The 16,966-nt window shown below is 72.3% G+C and carries 19 protein-coding genes and 1 pseudogene; 13 read left to right on the top strand and 7 right to left on the bottom strand.

Features of this window, described 5'->3' with window-relative positions; genetic code table 11:
- Positions 1–158: 158 nt before the first annotated feature.
- The gene (gene dusB, locus A8W25_RS09925; protein ID WP_107470645.1) at positions 159–1,304 is read right to left on the bottom strand and encodes a tRNA dihydrouridine synthase DusB; all 1,146 of its coding nucleotides are present in this window, start codon (positions 1,302–1,304) and stop codon (positions 159–161) included.
- 64 nt (positions 1,305–1,368) lie between these two features.
- Here dusB and A8W25_RS09930 point away from each other — a divergent pair, with 64 nt between their 5' ends.
- Positions 1,369–2,823 carry an MFS transporter gene (locus A8W25_RS09930; RefSeq protein WP_199831715.1) on the top strand — a complete coding sequence of 485 codons (1,455 nt, stop codon included), beginning with the start codon at positions 1,369–1,371 and terminating at the stop codon, positions 2,821–2,823.
- A gap of 78 nt (positions 2,824–2,901) precedes the next feature.
- Here the strand turns inward: A8W25_RS09930 and A8W25_RS09935 are convergent, their stop codons facing one another.
- Together A8W25_RS09935 and A8W25_RS09940 are read right to left on the bottom strand one after the other, a co-directional pair.
- Entirely contained in the window at positions 2,902–3,084 is a 183-nt protein-coding gene (locus A8W25_RS09935) for a hypothetical protein (protein WP_158942469.1), read from the bottom strand.
- Between the two features lie 50 nt (positions 3,085–3,134).
- On the bottom strand, positions 3,135–3,338 hold the full coding sequence (locus tag A8W25_RS09940; RefSeq protein WP_067158699.1) for a hypothetical protein: 204 nt from the start codon (positions 3,336–3,338) through the stop codon (positions 3,135–3,137).
- Positions 3,339–3,442: 104 nt separating this feature from the next.
- Here A8W25_RS09940 and A8W25_RS09945 point away from each other — a divergent pair, with 104 nt between their 5' ends.
- A complete protein-coding gene (locus tag A8W25_RS09945; RefSeq protein WP_067158701.1) occupies positions 3,443–4,279 on the top strand; it encodes a helix-turn-helix domain-containing protein in 837 nt (278 codons plus the stop codon).
- Positions 4,276–4,485 carry a DUF397 domain-containing protein gene (locus A8W25_RS09950; protein WP_067158703.1) on the top strand — a complete coding sequence of 70 codons (210 nt, stop codon included), beginning with the start codon at positions 4,276–4,278 and terminating at the stop codon, positions 4,483–4,485. Before A8W25_RS09945 ends, A8W25_RS09950 begins: the two co-directional genes overlap by 4 nt.
- Positions 4,486–4,506: 21 nt before the next feature.
- On the opposite strand, the gene A8W25_RS09955 is transcribed toward A8W25_RS09950, so the two are convergent.
- Positions 4,507–5,382, bottom strand: a complete 876-nt coding sequence (locus A8W25_RS09955; RefSeq protein WP_067158705.1) for a helix-turn-helix transcriptional regulator — start codon at positions 5,380–5,382, stop codon at positions 4,507–4,509.
- A gap of 161 nt (positions 5,383–5,543) precedes the next feature.
- Between A8W25_RS09955 and A8W25_RS09960 the strand changes: the two genes are divergently transcribed.
- The 3 genes from A8W25_RS09960 (at position 5,544) to A8W25_RS09970 (ending at position 8,729) form a co-directional block, all read left to right on the top strand.
- Positions 5,544–6,941 carry an MFS transporter gene (locus A8W25_RS09960; protein ID WP_067160946.1) on the top strand — a complete coding sequence of 466 codons (1,398 nt, stop codon included), beginning with the start codon at positions 5,544–5,546 and terminating at the stop codon, positions 6,939–6,941.
- Between the two features lie 122 nt (positions 6,942–7,063).
- Positions 7,064–8,080 (top strand): aldo/keto reductase, encoded by a 1,017-nt coding sequence (locus A8W25_RS09965; protein ID WP_067158707.1) that lies wholly within the window; start codon positions 7,064–7,066, stop codon positions 8,078–8,080.
- A 52-nt stretch (positions 8,081–8,132) separates the two neighbouring features.
- Positions 8,133–8,729 (top strand): TetR family transcriptional regulator, encoded by a 597-nt coding sequence (locus A8W25_RS09970; RefSeq protein WP_067160949.1) that lies wholly within the window; start codon positions 8,133–8,135, stop codon positions 8,727–8,729.
- A gap of 43 nt (positions 8,730–8,772) precedes the next feature.
- Here the strand turns inward: A8W25_RS09970 and A8W25_RS09975 are convergent, their stop codons facing one another.
- From A8W25_RS09975 to A8W25_RS09985, 3 genes are read right to left on the bottom strand one after another with little or no spacing between them, the layout of a single operon-like run.
- Complete coding sequence (locus A8W25_RS09975) at positions 8,773–9,615, bottom strand: DUF4097 family beta strand repeat-containing protein (protein WP_067158709.1); 843 nt, start codon at positions 9,613–9,615, stop codon at positions 8,773–8,775.
- Positions 9,612–10,265, bottom strand: coding sequence for a response regulator (locus tag A8W25_RS09980; RefSeq protein ID WP_234386367.1), 654 nt, complete (start codon positions 10,263–10,265; stop codon positions 9,612–9,614). Before A8W25_RS09980 ends, A8W25_RS09975 begins: the two co-directional genes overlap by 4 nt.
- A complete protein-coding gene (locus tag A8W25_RS09985) occupies positions 10,253–11,500 on the bottom strand; it encodes a sensor histidine kinase (RefSeq protein ID WP_067158711.1) in 1,248 nt (415 codons plus the stop codon). Before A8W25_RS09985 ends, A8W25_RS09980 begins: the two co-directional genes overlap by 13 nt.
- A gap of 177 nt (positions 11,501–11,677) precedes the next feature.
- On the opposite strand from A8W25_RS09985, the gene A8W25_RS09990 reads away from it, so the two are divergent.
- The 7 genes and pseudogenes from A8W25_RS09990 (at position 11,678) to A8W25_RS10020 (ending at position 16,953) form a co-directional block, all read left to right on the top strand.
- A complete protein-coding gene (locus A8W25_RS09990; RefSeq protein ID WP_067158714.1) occupies positions 11,678–12,064 on the top strand; it encodes a hypothetical protein in 387 nt (128 codons plus the stop codon).
- Positions 12,036–12,614, top strand: a pseudogene (locus A8W25_RS35685) (condensation domain-containing protein); the annotation flags it as partial. The gene A8W25_RS09990 and the pseudogene A8W25_RS35685, both read left to right, overlap by 29 nt.
- A 20-nt stretch (positions 12,615–12,634) precedes the next feature.
- Positions 12,635–13,159, top strand: a complete 525-nt coding sequence (locus A8W25_RS10000) for a hypothetical protein (protein WP_067158723.1) — start codon at positions 12,635–12,637, stop codon at positions 13,157–13,159.
- 132 nt (positions 13,160–13,291) lie between these two features.
- Positions 13,292–14,698, top strand: a complete 1,407-nt coding sequence (locus A8W25_RS10005; protein WP_234386369.1) for an aldehyde dehydrogenase family protein — start codon at positions 13,292–13,294, stop codon at positions 14,696–14,698.
- A complete protein-coding gene (locus A8W25_RS10010) occupies positions 14,695–15,243 on the top strand; it encodes a nucleoside 2-deoxyribosyltransferase (protein WP_067158725.1) in 549 nt (182 codons plus the stop codon). Before A8W25_RS10005 ends, A8W25_RS10010 begins: the two co-directional genes overlap by 4 nt.
- Entirely contained in the window at positions 15,240–16,199 is a 960-nt protein-coding gene (locus A8W25_RS10015; protein ID WP_067158728.1) for an alpha-hydroxy-acid oxidizing protein, read from the top strand. The genes A8W25_RS10010 and A8W25_RS10015 overlap by 4 nt, the downstream gene beginning before the upstream one ends.
- Entirely contained in the window at positions 16,162–16,953 is a 792-nt protein-coding gene (locus A8W25_RS10020; protein WP_067158730.1) for a creatininase family protein, read from the top strand. Before A8W25_RS10015 ends, A8W25_RS10020 begins: the two co-directional genes overlap by 38 nt.
- The last annotated feature ends 13 nt before the right edge of the window (positions 16,954–16,966 follow it).

The following is a 16,966-nucleotide window of genomic DNA, read 5'->3' on the forward strand; positions in this document are numbered from 1 at the left end:
CAACCCCTATCAGGGGTGGCGAGAATCACGCTGCCGGGCGGGCCGGAATTCCACGATCCGGACCATCGATCACGCCATCGATCACGTCGTCGATGACGCCAGAGCGAAACGGCGGAACCGGGAGCCGGTTCCGCCGTTTCGATGCAGTTGATCCCGGTTCAGCCGCCGGAGGTGTCCAGCTCGGCGTCCGCACTGATGCCCGAGCAGTCGTACGGGTCCTTCAGCCAGCCGTCCGGCAGGACCACCCGGTTGTTGCCCGAGGTGCGCCCGCGCGGCCCGTCCGCGCCGTCCGGCCACGCCTGGTCCAGGTCGAGCTCGCTCAACTGAGCGCTCAGCTCGTCCAGGGAGGAGGTGATCGCCAGACGCCCCCGCATCTCCGAGCCGACCGCGAAGCCCTTGAGGTACCAGGCCACGTGCTTGCGGAAGTCGATCACGCCGCGCGTCTCGTCGCCGATCCACTCACCGAGCAGCGTGGCGTGCCGCACCATCACCTCCGCGACCGTGCGCAGGGTGGGGCGCGCGTAGGAGTCCGTGCCCTCGAACGCGGCCACCAGGTCGCCGAAGAGCCAGGGGCGGCCGAGGCAGCCGCGGCCCACGACGACGCCGTCGCAGCCGGTCTCCTTCATCATCCGCAGCGCGTCCTCGGCGGACCAGATGTCGCCGTTGCCGAGCACCGGGATCTCCGGGACGTGCTCCTTGAGACGCGCGATGGCGTCCCAGTCGGCGGTGCCCCCGTAGTGCTGGGCGGCCGTGCGGCCGTGCAGCGCTATCGCGGTCACGCCCTCCTCGACGGCGATCCGCCCGGCGTCCAGGAACGTGATGTGGTCGTCGTCGATGCCCTTGCGCATCTTCATGGTGACCGGCAGGTCGCCCGCGTTGGAGACCGCCTCGTTGAGGATGGCGCGCAGCAGCGGCCGCTTGTAGGGCAGGGCCGATCCCCCGCCCTTGCGCGTCACCTTGGGCACCGGGCAGCCGAAGTTCAGGTCGATGTGGTCGGCCAGGTCCTCGTCGACGATCATCCGGACCGCCTTGCCGACGGTGACCGGGTCCACGCCGTACAGCTGGATCGAGCGAGGCGTCTCCGTCTCGTCGAAGTGGATCAGCTGCATGGTCTTCTCGTTGCGCTCGACCAGCGCCCGCGTCGTGATCATCTCGCTCACGAACAGCCCCTTGCCGCCGCTGAACTCGCGGCACAGGGTACGGAACGGGGCATTGGTGATGCCGGCCATGGGTGCCAGCACCACGGGCGGCTGCACGGCGTGCGGGCCGATGTTGAGCGTGGTCATTACGCCATTGTCGCGCATCCCCGCGGTAATTAGTTAGCCGTACTACATGGACCGGGTCGTTAGTTAGGCGTACTATCTAGGGATGCCCGATCTCAGCCCCCGCCGCCGCATACTCGTGCTGGCGATCTGCTGCATGAGCCTGCTGATCGTCGGCCTCGACAACACGATCCTGAACGTGGCACTGCCCACCATGCAGCGCGAACTGCACACCACGGTCTCCGGGATGCAGTGGACGATCGACGCCTACACCCTCGTCCTCGCCTCCCTGCTGATGCTCGCGGGCTCGACCGCCGACCGGATCGGACGGCGCCGGGTCTTCATGGCGGGCCTGGTCGTCTTCACCCTCGGCTCGCTGCTCTGCTCGCTCGCCCCGAACCTGGGCTCCCTGGTCGCCTTCCGCACGATCCAGGCGGTCGGCGGCTCGATGCTCAACCCGGTGGCGATGTCGATCATCACCAACACCTTCACCGAGCCGCGCGAACGCGCCCGCGCCATCGGTGTGTGGAGCGGCGTCGTCGGGATCTCCATGGCGGCGGGCCCGATCGTCGGCGGCCTTCTGGTCGACTCGGTCGGCTGGCGCTCGATCTTCTGGATCAACCTGCCGGTGGGACTCGCCGCGCTCCTGCTGACCTGGCGTTACGTGCCGGAGTCGCGCGCCCCGAAGCCGCGCCGCCCCGACCCCGTGGGCCAGGCACTGGTCGTGACCCTGCTCGGCTCCCTGACGTACGCGATCATCGAGGCGCCGAGCGCGGGCTGGACGTCGGTACGGATCCTGTTCTTCTGCGCACTCGCGCTCACCGCGCTCACCGCCCTGCTCGTCCACGAGCCCAGGCGCCGCGAACCACTGATCGACCTGCGCTTCTTCCGCAGCGCTCCGTTCAGCGGGGCCACGGTGATCGCCGTCTCGGCGTTCGCCGCGCTGGGCGGCTTCCTGTTCGTCAACACGCTCTATCTGCAGAACGTACGCGGCCTCGACGCCCTGCACGCCGGGCTCTACATGGTGCCGATGGCGGCCGTCACCATGGTGGTCGCACCGCTGTCCGGCCGGCTGGTCGCGAGCCGGGGCCCGCGCCCCTCGCTGCTGATCGCGGGCGTCACGATGGCCGCGAGCGGGCTGCTGTTCGCGGCCTTCGACGGCGAGTCGTCGAACGCCCTGCTCTTCACCGGGTACGTCCTGTTCGGCCTCGGCTTCGGCATGGTCAACTCCCCCATCACCAACACGGCCGTCTCCGGCATGCCCCGCGCCCAGGCGGGCGTCGCGGCGGCGGTGGCCTCCACCAGCCGCCAGACCGGCCAGACGCTGGGGGTCGCCGTGATCGGCGCGGTGCTGGCGGGCGGCCTGTCCGGCGCGGCCTCGGGCACCTACGCCGCCTCGTTCCCGGACGCCGCCCGCCCGGCCTGGTGGATCATCACCGGCTGCGGGCTCGCGGTCCTGCTGATGGGAGCGGCCACCAGCGGCCGCCGGGCCCGGGAGTCGGCGCGGCGGACGGCGGAGCGGCTGGAGGAGACGGAGAAGGTGGGGGCGGGGGTGGCGTGACCCCGGCCCCCGTCGCCCCGTCCACGCGCGCGTACCCCCGGCCTCCCGCAGCCCCCGGGGGCCTCGGCCCACGCGCGGTCACGCGAACGCCTCCTCCCCCGGCCCCGCCGAGTGGTCGGGGTGGCGCGTGATCTCCGCGTTCGCCCGCTGGACCCGCTCGCGCTCTCGCGTCTTCCTGGCCGCCTCACGTTCGGCGTGCCAGGCGTCACAGACGTCGCACCCCGGGGCGCCGACCGGCTCCCGACCGTAAGCCGGGTCCACCTCGCTGACAGGTACCGGCCCTGTCGGCAGCCCCACCGGAAATGCCCACATCAGCGCCACCGGCCCACGGGAGTCTCGAACACGCGGACCCGCACCAGCTCCTCGGGGGAAAGGTGCCGCAGGGCTTCGGGCGCCGTGGCCCACTCGGTCCCGCCGCCGGGGGGACACAGGTAGACGCTCCCTTCGTAGCGTTGCCGCACTATGCCGATCCTGTCGCCGTTCGCGGTGTCGGCCACATATTCCGGGCTCGCCATGGCCGCTCCTCTCCGTAGCGCTCTCACTACCGGGTGTTCAGCGTGGCTCACACCTGGGAACCATTCAACGTGTTGAAAGCGAACGAAAGGTCGGTGAACAGCCCTTGAACCGCAAGGAGTTGAGCCCGGACGCCTCGCCGCAGGCGGCTTACGGGGCGCGCCTGCGCAGCCTGCGGGAGGCGCGCGGCTGGACGCAGGACGAGCTCGGCGAACGCACGGAGTACTCCAGTGTGCATATCTCGGCGGTCGAAACTGGCCGGAAGCCTCCGACTCTCCGGTTCTCGCGCAGTGCGGACCGGGCGTTCGGCCTTGAGGGCACGGCGGATACGTTCGAGCGTGGGTACCGTGAGCTTCGACAGGGCGGTCTGCTGGAAGGGTTCCCGGAGTACGTCAAGTACGAAGGGCGCGCGGTAGAGGTCCGGTTGTACGAAGTGGGCGTCATCCCGGGCTTGCTTCAGACCAGGGAGTACGCGGCAACGCTGGAAGCCGACGCGGTACGGCGGGAGGCCAGCACGCCCGAACAGGCGGAAGAACGCGTGGGGTTGGTGGCCCGGAGGCAGTCCACACTCGCCCGGACCCCATCCCCCTTGATCCATGCTGTGCTCGACGAAAGCTGTATTCGGCGGCCGATGGGCGACCCTTCGGTCATGGTTGCCCAGTTCGATCGCCTGCTGGAGTTCGCCGCGATGCCGAACACCTTGCTCCAGATCGCCCCCTTCAGCATGGGGGCGAGGAGACCATTCAGCCTGCCGGTAACCGTGTTGACCATGCCGGACCGCTCGATCATGTCCTACGCCGAGTCGGCACAGCGAGGACATCTGGAGCGGGATGTCGCCGCTGTCGTGGCCATACTTAAGTCATACCATCAGTTGCAGGCCGAGGCGTTGCCCCAAACGGCGTCTGTGGCCCTGATCGACCAGCTCCGAAAGGGGTCCAAGTGACGACCATATCCCCCCGCTGGTTCACGAGTTCGTACAGCGGAAACGGCGGCCAGTGCGTGCAGGTCGCCACGAACCTTGCCGCCACGCACGGCGTGGTCCCCGTCCGTGACTCCAAGACCCCGAACGGCCCGGCCCTGAACGTTCCCGCGGATGCGTTCTCTTCCTTCGTGGCAAGTCTCAAGGCCGGAGAGCTCGGCGCCATCTGACGGAACGTGTGCCGGTCGGGATCACCGCGCGGCCCCGACCGGCGCCGCTTCCCGGACCGACATCTCCAGCAACCGCTCAAGCCCCGCGCGCGAGGCGGCGTCCAGCGGTACGTACGTCACCAGGCGGGGGCCCGAGGACGGGCCCAGCCACAGGTTGGTGTGCTCCAGGTGCAGCAGGCCCACATGGGCGTTGCGGATGTACTTCTCGCGGCCGCTCTGGTCGACCACCTCGTGCCGGGCCCAGATCTCGCGGAACTCGGGCGAGCCGTTCTCCAGCCGGTTCAGCAGGGTCTTCCAGGCGGGCTCGGCCAGGTGCCCGGCCATGGAGGCGCGGAACTTGGCGGCCATCATCCGGTTGACGTCCGGCAGGTCGGCGACGGCCGCGCGCCAGTCGTCGTCGGTGAAGGCCAGCCACATGCAGTTGCGGTCCTCGGGCGCCAGCGCGTCCAGGTCGCAGAGCAGCCTGGCGTACGTGCGGTTGTACGCCAGGATGTCGTAGCGGCTGTTCTGGATGCAGGCGGGCAGCGGCTCCAGCTGGTCGAGCATCGCGCGCATCGACGGCGTCACCGTCGGGCAGGGCGCGTCGGGGTTGGGGTCGACGGCGTCCGCGAGGGCGAAGAGGTGGGTGCGCTCGCTGCGGTCCATCAGCAGGGCGCGCGCCAGCGCGTCCAGGACCTGCGCGGAGACCTGGATCTCCCGGGCCTGCTCCAGCCAGGTGTACCAGGTGACGCCGACGGCGGAGAGATGGGCGACCTCCTCGCGGCGCAGCCCGGGGGTGCGCCGGCGGCGGCCGTGCGGCAGGCCGACCTGCTCGGGCGTGATGCGCTCGCGGCGGCTGCGCAGGAACTCCGCCAGCTCGTGCCTGCGGACGTCGGACTCCGGGGCCACAGTGGTCATGGAACCAGGGTGCCGCACCGCCCACCCCATTGCCAGGTAGTGGATGTACCAGGATAAAGACACTCTGGTACCAGGCTGAGAGAAGGACGATCGTCTTCTGCGTGAGCAATGACGTGAGTACTTCCGGATCCCTGTCCACCGCCGAGGCGCCCGCCGTCCCGGTGATCCGCCACGGCGGCGCGGCGATCGGCTCGCTGGGGCTGTTCACCGTACTGCTCGGCGGGGCCCTGCCCCTGATCGACTTCTTCATCGTCAACGTCGCCCTGCCCGCCATGGAGAAGGACCTGTCCGCGGGCCCGGCCACGCTGGAGCTGGTGGTCGCGGGCTACGGCGTCGCGTACGCCGTCCTGCTCGTCCTCGGCGGCCGGCTCGGCGACACCGCCGGGCGCCGCCGGCTCTTCCTCGTCGGCATGGCCGCCTTCGGCGTGACCTCGCTGGCCTGCGGTCTGGCGCCGACCGCGTGGACGCTGGTGGCGGCGCGGGTCGCGCAGGGCGCCGCGTCCGCGCTGATGCTGCCGCAGGTCCTCGCCACCATCCAGGCCACCACGGCGGGACCGCGCCGGGCGCGCGCGATGAGCCTGTACGGGGCGACCGCGGGTCTCTCCATGGTCGCCGGGCAGATCCTCGGCGGCGTACTGGTCGCCGCCGACATCGCGGGCAGCGGCTGGCGCGCGGTCTTCCTGGTCAACGTCCCCGTGGTGATCGTGGGGCTGCTGCTCGCGGTCCGCAGTGTGCCGGAGACCCGCTCGGACCGGCCCGCCACCGTGGACGTGCCCGGCACGCTGCTGCTCGCGCTCTCGCTGATCAGCCTGCTGCTGCCGCTCACCGAGGGGCGCTCGGCCGGCTGGCCGCTGTGGACCTGGGTCTCGCTCGCGGTCTTCCCGTTCGCCGCCTTCGCGTTCTTCCGCACCGAGCAGCGGGCCGACGCCCGCGGCGGTACGCCGCTGGTCCCGCCGAGCCTGCTGCGACTGCCCTCGCTGCGCCGGGGCCTGGCCCTGATCGTGCCGTTCTCGGTCGGCTTCAGCGGCTTCATGTTCGTGATCGCGGTCGTGCTGCAGCAGGGCCTGCGGATGGGTCCGGTCTCCGCCGGGCTCGCCCTCGTACCGATGGCGGTGGCGTTCTTCGCCGCCTCGCTCGCCGGGCCGCGCCTGATCGGCCGGTACGGCAGCCGGGTCGTCACCACGGGCGGCCTGATCCAGGGCGTCGGCATCACGATCCTGGTGCTCACCGTCCGGCAGGGCTGGCCGGACCTCGGGACGGCCGAGCTGGCACCCGGGGTCGCGCTCGCCGGGCTCGGCCAGGGCCTCCAGCTGCCGGTGCTGTTCCGGATCGTGCTCTCCGACGTGCCGACCGACCGCGCGGGTGTGGGCAGCGGCGTCCTGGTCACCACCCAGCAGTCGGCCCTCGCCCTCGGTGTCGCCACCCTCGGCAGCCTCTTCCTCTCGCTGGCGCCGTCGATGGGCACCCGCGACGCGCTGGTCGTGACGCTGCTGGTCCAGCTGGCGGGAGTGGTCCTCACGGTGCTGCTGAGCCTGCGGCTGCCGAAGACGGTGGGGTGAGGAAGGGCGGGGCGGGCACGCATGACAGATGACAATTAACAGATGACAGATATTGAAATCTGTCATCTGTCATGCGAGGGTGGAGGGGCACCACCTCCCGCCCCCCTCAAGGAGTGACCACCATGCGCACCCGCACCCTCGGCACCACCGGCCCCCAGGTCTCCGCCCTCGGCCTCGGCTGCATGGGCATGTCCGCGCTGTACGGCGAGGCCGACCGGGCCGAGTCGATCGCCACGATCCACGCCGCCCTCGACGCGGGCGTGACCCTGCTCGACACCGGTGACTTCTACGGCATGGGCCACAACGAGCTGCTGATCGGCGAGGCGCTGCGCAGCGCCCCCGCCGCCGCCCGCGAAAAGGCCCTCACCAGCGTCAAGTTCGGCGCCCTGCGCGACCCGGACGGCGGCTGGGCGGGCTACGACGGCCGCCCGGCGGCGGTGAAGAACTTCGCGGCGTACTCGCTCCAGCGCCTCGGCGTCGACCACATCGACGTCTACCGCATCGCCCGGCTCGACGAGGACGTCCCGGTGGAGGAGACCGTCGGCGCCATCGCCGAGCTGGTCCAGGCCGGCCACGTCCGCCACATCGGGATGTCCGAGGTCGGCGCGGACACCCTGCGCCGGGCCGCCGCCGTCGCCCCGATCAGCGACCTCCAGATCGAGTACTCGCTCATCTCGCGCGGCATCGAGGACGAGATCCTGCCGACCGCCAAGGAGCTGGGCATCGGGATCACCGCGTACGGCGTGCTCTCGCGCGGTCTGATCAGTGGCCACTTCACCCGCGACCGGCAGCTGGCGGCCAATGACTTCCGCGGGATGAGCCCGCGCTTCCAGGGCGAGAACCTCGACCGCAACCTGGACCTCGTCGAGGCGCTGCGCGAGGTCGCCGAGCACCAGGGTGTCTCGGTCGCGCAGATCGCGATCGCCTGGGTGATCGCGCAGGGCGAGCGCTTCGGCGCGGACGTCGTGCCGCTGGTCGGCGCCCGCCGCCGGGACCGCCTCGCCGAGGCGCTGGGCGCCCTGGACGTCACCTTCGACGCCCGCGACCTGGCCGCCATCGAGGCGGCGGTCCCGGCCGGGGCGGCCTCGGGCGAGCGCTACCCGGCCGCGCAGATGGCACATCTGGACAGCGAGCACTGAGTTGTCCACAGGGCCGGGCCCGGTGTCGGACACGGCGGGTAACGTCAAGGTCATGAGTACGGAACCACTGACCGCCGAGCGCATCCTCGAAGCGACCGAGGAGGTGCTGCGCCGACACGGCCCGGCGAAGGCCACGGTCGTCGATGTCGCCCGCCAGCTCGGCGTCAGCCACGGCAGCGTCTACCGCCACTTCCGTACGAAGTCGGCGCTGCGGGAGGCCGTCACCAAGCGCTGGCTGGACCGCACGACGCGCGAGCTGAGCTCCCTCGTGGCCGACGAGCCCAAGGAGGCGGAGGCGACGCTGCGCGCGTGGCTGGCTGTGCTCTTCGAGGCCAAGCGCCGCAAGGCGGGCGACGACCCCCAGCTGTTCGCGACGTACGAGGTGCTGCTCGCGGAGAACAGCGCGGTGGTCGAGGAGCACATCACCGAACTGGTCGGGCAGCTCGAACAGATCGTCCACCGGGGCGTGGAGCGCGGCCAGTTCACCGGCTTCGCGTCCGACGGGCAGCTGGCGCGCGCGGTGTTCGACGCCACCAACCGCTTCCACGACCCGGCGTACGCACCGCAGTGGCTGCGGCCGGAGATCGAGGCCGACTTCACGGCGCTGGTGGACCTGGTGCTGCACGGGCTGCGGGCCCGGGAGGCGTGAGGGGGCGCGAACGGCCTGCGGACAAAGGCCGTTCGCACATCGCCTACCAGCGGGTGTAGTCCACCGTCGCCGTGCCCGAGCCGGCCGAGACGTCGAGGGTGCGCGGTGCGGCCGGGTCGCGCAGGGACTCCTCGATGTGCCGGGCGCCCGACCCCTTGGTGCCCTGGATCCGGTAGCGGGAGCCCGTGGGGACGAAGAGTTCGAGGCTGCCCGAGCCCGCGGAGGCGGTGACCCGGCGGGGCGGTTTGAGGAACTCCACCTCGGCGTGGCCGGCCCCGGAGCGCACCTCGGCCTCGGCGGAGCCGATCGCGGCGGCGCTGAACGAGCCGGAGCCGACGCGGGCCTTCAGCGGTCCGCTCACCCCGTAGAGCTTGACACTGCCGGAGCCGCCGTCGATGTCGAGCGGGCCGGTGAGGCCGCTGACCCGGACGGTGCCGGAGCCGCTGCGCACCCGCAGATCGACCCCGGCCGGGACGGTCAGATCCAGCTGGACCGAGCAGCCCAGGCTGGTGACGGCGAACCGGCCGTCGCACTCGGGCCGCAGTTTGAGGGTGTCGCCGTCCCACTCCTTGCGGACTCTGGGCTTGCGCAGCGACCAGGAGAACCGCTCCTGGATGCGGACCTCGCCCTCGCCGCCGGGGGCCACGGTCAGCTCGGCGCTGCCCGCCTCGACCTCGACGGCCTTGACCGGGCGATGGTCCCTGGTCTCGACGCTGGTGTGGCTGGTGGTCTGGCGCGCGTACTGCGCGTACACCTCGATGCCCAGCGGCGCCACCACGAACAGCGCGCTGAGGAGGGCGACCAGGCTCCATCGCCCCCGGTGCCGCGGGCGGTCCGGGTCCGTGGCGGCCGCACGTGCGGCGCCGGGCCGGACGCCGGTACTCATGAGCCGCCGTCCAGGAAGCGCAGCACGGCGAGGACACGGCGGTGGTCGCCGTCGGCGACCGGCAGGTCGAGCTTGGCGAAGATGTTGTTGATGTGCTTGGCGACGGCGCTCTCGCCGACGACCAGCTGCTCGGCGATGCCCGCGTTGGAGCGGCCCTCGGCCATCAGGGCGAGGACTTCGCGTTCGCGCGGGGTGAGGCGTTCCAGCGGGTCGGTGCCGCCGCCCCGGCGCAGCAGCAGCTGGGCGACGACCTGCGGGTCGAGCGCGGTGCCGCCGCCGGCCACCCGCCGGAGCGCGTCGATGAACTCCTCGACGTCGGCGACCCGTTGCTTGAGGAGGTAGCCGATGCCGCCGGTCCGGGCGGTGAGCAGATCGGCCGCGTACCGCTCCTCGACATACTGGGAGAGGAGCAGCACGGCGGTGTCCGGCCACTGCTGACGGATCATCAGAGCGGCGCGGACGCCCTCGTCGGTGAAGCCGGGCGGCATCCGCACGTCGACCAGCGCCAGCTTCGGCCGGTGCTCCTCGACGGCGGCGAGCAGCCCGTCGGCGTCGTCCGCCTCGGCGGCGACCTCGAACCCCGCCATCTCCAGGACCTTGACGAGTCCTATCCGCAGCAGCACCGAGTCCTCGGCGATCACAGCCCGCACGGCAGCTCCACAGTGATGACGGTCGGGCCCCCGAGGGGGCTGTTGATCCGGATGGTCCCGTCCACGGACCCTACGCGTTTGGCGAGTCCCCGCAGTCCGGTGCCGCCGCCGGCGTCGGCTCCTCCGGCCCCGTTGTCGGAGACGGTGAGGGTGAGCAGGTCGGCACGGCGGCGCACCCGTACGGAACAGCGCGTCGCCCGGGCGTGCTTGGCGACGTTCGCCAGCGCCTCGGAGACGACGAAGTAGGCGACGGCCTCGACGGTGGGCGACGGGCGGCGGGCGATGTCGACGGTGAGCTCGACGGGCAGCGGGGCGCGCGCGGCGATGCCGGAGAGCGCGGCGTCCAGGCCCCGGTCGTCCAGGACGGCCGGGTGCAGCCCGCGCACCAGGTTGTTGAGCTCCTCGATGGCCTCCTTGGCCTCGCGGTGCGCCTCGTCGATGACGGCCCGGGCCTCGGGCGGCAGATCGGTGAGGGTGGCGCGGGCCAGCCCCAGGTTCATGGCGAGGGAGACCAGCCGCTGCTGGGCGCCGTCGTGCAGATCGCGCTCGATCCGGCGGCGCTCGGCGTCGGCGGCGTCCAGGACCCCGGCGCGGCTCTCGGCCAGGGTCTCCACGCGCCGCTCCAGTTCCTTGGCCCGGTTGGGGCCGAGCAGGGCGGCGGCCGCGTGGCCGTCGAGCCGGGCGGCGGCAGCGGCGAACCAGGGGGTGGCGAGCAGGAGCAGCACCCCGCCGACGGAGAACAGGACGTACGCGTCGGTCCAGTTCGGGAGCCGGGCGTCCAGCGGCAGCGCCCACAGCCAGGACAGGACGAAGGCGCAGACGAAGCCCACCACCCAGCCGCCGACGACCAGGACACCGGCCGTCGCGGCGAGCGGGGCGACGAGCAGGTGGTAGCCGTACTGCCGCCAGGTCGACTCCGAGCGCAGCCGCTCGACGAGCCCGCGCCAGCTGAAGCGGCGGCTGCGCCGGACGATGCCCGGCACGTCGAGGCCGAGCAGCGACCAGAAGCGGCTGCGCTGGAGCGCGGTGAGGAGCGGGCTGAGGACGAGTACGAACAGCAGGGCGCCGGGGGTGTGTCCGGGCGCCATGACCAGGTAGGTGATCGAGCCGGCGGCGGGCAGTGCGAGCGGTATGCCCGCCACGGCGAAGGTGGTGTTGCGCCAGGCCCACGCCGACCACGGGGCGTGCGCGGCGGCCCAGTCGAACGCGCGCCGCAGCGGGCCGGGAGTTGCCATGCGCATACCGTAAACGCCCAGTTCGGAGCGGTGCCATCACGCTACTGCCCGCCCGGGGGTATAGCTGGCACCACCCCAAGGTCGGACAGTCGCGCTACTGATCTCAACGGCCCGGCGGGCGAGGCTTGTTGCCGTGCCCGGCGGAGAGACCGCCCGGCCGGAAGGAGATCCACCGCCATGACGCTCGTCGCCCCGCAGATCCGCATCCGCCGGCCGCGCCTCGCGACGCTGCTGACGGGGGCCGGGATCGCCCTGGTGCCGTGGATGGCCGTACTGGCGAAGACCCTGCCGCAGACGGTGGAGGTCTCCAACTGGCCGCTCGCCTGGATCGGCCTGGACGCGGGGCTCGCCGTGGGGCTCGCGGGGACGGGGGTACTGCTGCGGCGCGGGGACCCTCGGGTGTCGCCTGTCGCGGCGGCGACGGGGGCGCTGCTGCTGATGGACGCGTGGTTCGACGTGACGACGTCGGCGGGCCCCGAGCGCGTGATGGCCGTCGCACTGGCCGTGTGTGCGGAGGTGCCGCTGGCGGTGGCGTGTGGGGTGGTCGCGGGGCGGCGCGCGTAGGACTTCGACTGCGGCCCGGTGGGGGGCTGGTCGGCGGAACGGCCCGCCGCTGCGGGCGCTGGTCGTCGTCACCGGGCACGCGCCCGTCATGGCGGCCTTCTGTGTCTCGCACCTGGCCGCGGACCTCATGTCGATGCGCACGCTGGCCGGTGAAGTCCTGCCCCTGCTGGCCGCGCGGATCGCCCGTACCCCCGCCCCGCCGCCCGCCGTGACGCGCCAGCCGGTCGAACAGGCCGACTTCGAGCACTCCCCACAGGGGCGCGCCCTGCTGGCCCGGGCCCACACACACTGGCGGCAGCAGCTGGCGAGCGCCCCCACCACGATGTTCCCCGGCCGTCCCGCCCCGCAGGGGCCCGGCCGACCGGACCGCTACAGCGCGGCCATGGACTCCGCGGCCGCCTTCCTTGCCATCCGTGCCCTGGCCGTCCGGTGGCGGGTGAGCACCTCCGCGGTGCTCCTCACAGCGGTCGCACTGCTGCTCGGCGCCCGCTCCGGGCAACAGACCTGCGCCCTGAGGCTGTTGGCCGCCAACCGCACGCACCCCGCACTCCAGCGAAGCGTGGCCAACCTGTGCACCAGGAGGTCCTCACCAGCTTCGACCTGCGCGGGGAGAACGTGCGGGCCGTCGCCCGCCGCGCCTTCGCCGCGGGGACCCTCGCGTACGCCAACGGCCTGTTCGACCCCGACGGGGCGAACGAGCTGATCCGGGCCGAAGGGCGCAGGAGGGGCGAGCCGCTCCAACTGTCCTGCTGCTTCAACGACATCCGCACCGACCACGATCCGCGGAGTCCGGGCGGGACGGCGTCCGCCGAGCAGATCCGCGCCGCCCTGGCCCGTACCGTCGTCGCCTCCAGCGACTTCGAGGAAGCGGAGACCTTCTTCCTGGTCGTCGTCGACACCGACCCCGGGTGGCTCAGGTTCGTGCTGTGCGCCGAGACGGCCGCCCTGTCGCCCGAGGAGGTGCACATCTTCCTCCGCGACCTCGAACGGCTCCTCGTGGACTGCGCCGAGCAGCCCGAACGTTCCTGGCCACGACTCGATCAGGGCCGGGGCCCGCAGGCCGCCCAGCCACCGCGGACGGCTGCCCGGGGATGACCGGATCCTGGCCGTAGCCGAATGGGCATACCCCAAAGCGGAGGATGCCCCAGGCACTTGCACGTGGTGAGACTGGAACCTGTCCGAGCAGGGTGCGGGATGCCGCAGCACCGGGTGACGGGGGAGTCGACTGTGTTCACGGAAGCATTGGCACGTGAGGCTGCCATGGACGTGGAGAACCCCGCGCACGGCACGGTGTTCGCGCAGGCTCCCCGCTGCACCGCCGCCGAACTCGACGCGGTCCTCGCCGCCTCGGCCCGGGCGTTCCCCGGGTGGGCGGCACTGCCGCTGGAGAGCCGGCGTCCGTACCTGCTCGCCTGCCGGGACGCGCTGCGCGACGCCGAGGACGACGTCGCGGACCTGCTGACCCGGGAACAGGGCAAGCCGCTGCGGCACGCGCACCACGAAGTGCGGCTGGCCGCCGACTGGTTCGCGCACACCGCCGAACTCGCCCTGCACGCCGACCGGATCGTGGACGAGCCGACGGCCCGCGTCACCCTGGAGCGGGTGCCGCACGGTGTCGTCGCGGCGATCGCCCCCTCCAACTACCCCGTCCTGCTGGCCGTGTGCAAGATCGCCCCGGCGCTCCTGGCGGGCAACACGGTCGTCCTCAAGCCCTCGCCCGCCACCCCGCTGTCCAGCCTGCTCATGGGCGAGGTGCTGGGACGGGTCCTGCCGCCCGACGTCCTGCGGGTGATCAGCGGCGACGCCGCGCTGGGGGCCCGGCTCACCGCACACCCGGCAGTGCGGCTGATCTCCTTCACCGGCTCGATCGCCGCCGGCCGCGCCATCGCCCGGTCCGCCGCCGCGGACTTCAAACGGACCGTCCTGGAGCTGGGCGGCAACGACCCGGCCATCGTGCTGCCCGGCGCCGACGCACAGGCCCTGGCGCGTCCGCTGTTCGACCGGGCGATGGTCAACAGCGGCCAGTTCTGCGCCGCGGTCAAGCGCGTCTACGTGCCGCGAGCCCAGCACGCCAAGCTCACCGCGGCCCTGGCCGCGCCGGCCGAGGCCACCGTGGTCGGTGACGGCCTCGACGCCGCGACCGAACTCGGCCCGCTGGTCAGCCGTGAGCAGCTCGCCCATGTGACCGCGCTGGTGGGCGACGCGGTGCGGCGGGGCGCCCGGCTCGTCACCGGGGGCCGCGCCCTGGAGCGGCCCGGCCACTTCTATCCCCCCACCGTCGTCACGGACTTGCCGCAGGGGACGCGGCTTGAGGAGGAGGAACAGTTCGGCCCCGTGATCCCCGTGATCGCGTACGACGATCTCGACGCCGTGACGGCCCGCGTCAACGCGTCCCCCTACGGGCTGGGTTGCTCCCTGTGGGGCGATCCGGAACAGGCCGCCGCGGCGGCCCGGCGGCTGGACTGCGGAACGGTGTGGATCAACACCCACGGCGACCTCAGACACGACGTGCCGTTCGGCGGCCACCGGCACTCGGGCACGGGCGTCGAGTACGGAGCGTGGGGCCTCCTGGAATACACCCAGATCACCATCCACCACCTCGCGCTGCGCGGGGGAGATGAGGGGAAGGCATGAGCGAAACCACCTCCGGCGGCGCCCCCGGCACGAGCCTGGTCGATCTGTCGGGGCTGCGCGTGTTCGTCGGCGGCCCCATCCAGTACGCCCTCGGGCACGACAGCTTCCACCCACCGCTGCGCGACACGATCCAGGCCATCGTCACGGCGGTGACCGAGGCGGGGGCCACCGTCTTCTCCGCCCATGTCGTCGAGAGGTTCGGCCGGGACACACCGCACTTCTCGCCGGAGGACGTCAGCGCACGGGACCTGGACTGGATGCGCCGGTGCGACGTGTTCGTGCCCGTCCTGCCGGCGGACGACGGTGGCGGAGTGATGCGCACCGACGGCACGCACATCGAGATGGGCTGGGCGTCGGCGCTGGGCCGTCCCATCGTCATGGTGACCCCCCTGCCGGTCCCGGCCGGGGCCAGCCATCTGCTGCGCGGGCTGCCGTCCGTGGCGGACGTCGGCGGCGTCGACCTGGCCGAGCTGCGCCGCGACGGCCCCGGTGAACTGCTGCTGCGGCTGGGCAAGGTCGGCCGCGACGCGGTGGTGACACCATGACGACCGTCTCGCACGCCGCCTCGGCCACCGAGGTTCTCGGGCTGCGGCTCGTCAGCCCCCTCGTCGTCGGCTCGGGTCTGCTCACCGACCAGGAGCGCAACATCCGCCGCCTGCTCACCGGGGGCGCGGGCGCCGTGGTCACCAAGACCATTCACCCCGGGCCGCTCCCGGCGGGCGACGAGCGGCTGCTGCACCTGCCCACCGGCATGATCAACAGTACGACCTACTCCCGGCGCGGCGTGGACTCCTGGTGCGCGACGCTGAGCCGGTTCGCCGACGACGACCTGCCGGTCATCGCGTCCGTGCACGCCGACTCGCCCGCCGCGCTGGCCGACCTGGCCGCGCGGGTCGCCGACACCGGCTGCCGCGCTCTGGAGCTCGGCATCTCATGCCTGAACGAGGACGGCGGTCTGGCCGACAGCGCACGGCGGGTCGCCGACTACACCGGCGCGGTGCGCCGGGCCACCCCGCTGCCGTTCAGCGTGAAACTGGCGGTGGGGGAGCAGGTGGGCGAACGCGTCTCCGCCGCCGTGGAGGCGGGCGCGGACGCGATCACCCTCAGCGACACCATCGCCGGTCTCGCGGTGTCCCCCGACACCGGGGAAGTCCTCCTCGGCCGGCCCTTCGGCTACTCGGGGGCCGGGATCAAACCGCTGGTGCTCGCCGCGATCTACGAGCTGCGGCGCGGCGGCCTCTCCGTACCCGTGATGGGCAGCGGCGGGGTGCGGAGCGGCACCGACGTGGCGGAGTACCTCACCGTGGGCGCCGACGCCGTCCAGGTCTACACCGCACTCCACACGCACATGCACCAGACCCTGGCGGAGATCCGCGGGGGTTTCGACACCTGGCTCGGCGCACGCGGCGGATCCGTCGCCGACGTGGTGGGGCGGGCACTTGACGGTGGAAGGGGTGAGGTGCGTGCGGCAGCGGACCACGAACGTCACGGCTTACGGTGATCTGACCAGTCCCGAGACACCCGCGGCGCTGAGCGGCGCCACTCTGGTCTGGCCGGTGGGCGGCCTTGAGCAGCACGGCCCGCACCTGCCCCTGTCGGTGGACTACGACATTCCCGACGCGCTCGCCCGGCAGCTGGTGGCGGACGTCGACGGCGTGCTCTTCCCGGGCCAGCCGCTGTCCGCCAGGTCACTGCCGCACAGCGGCGGCGGACTGCGCTTTCCCGGCACCGTCCACATCGACGGGGGAACCTTCATCGACTACGTCGCCCAGTGCCTGCGGGCACTGGGCAGGCTCGCTCCCGCCCGGCTGGTGGTCGTCAACGGGCACTACGAGAACGAGGCCCTGCTGTTCGAGGCGATCGACGGACTCGACCCGGCGCGCACCTTCCCCGCCACCGAGATCGTCGCCTTCAGCTGGTGGAGCCTGGTGGAGGAGGACTGGCTGCGCAAGCGGCTGCCCGAATTCCCGGGCTGGCACGCCGAGCACGCCGGGGTGACCGAGACCAGTCTCATGATGTACCTGCGTCCCGAGGTGGTCCGCCCGGTGCGGGTGGACCACCCCACTCCGCCCGCCGCCGGTGTGTACCGCCACCCCGTCGACGCGGCCCGCATGTCCACCCAGGGGGTCCTCACCACGACCTCCGGTGCCAGCGGCGAGCTGGGGGAGGAGCTGTTCTGGCACGTGATGGACGGCGTGGCACGGACCCTCGCGGACAGCCCGTCCCCGCGCACCGAGAAGCGCGCAAGCGAGTGACGACTTCCAGCAG

This window comes from Streptomyces sp. ERV7 (genome assembly GCF_001653515.1).
GTDB lineage: Bacteria > Actinomycetota > Actinomycetes > Streptomycetales > Streptomycetaceae > Streptomyces.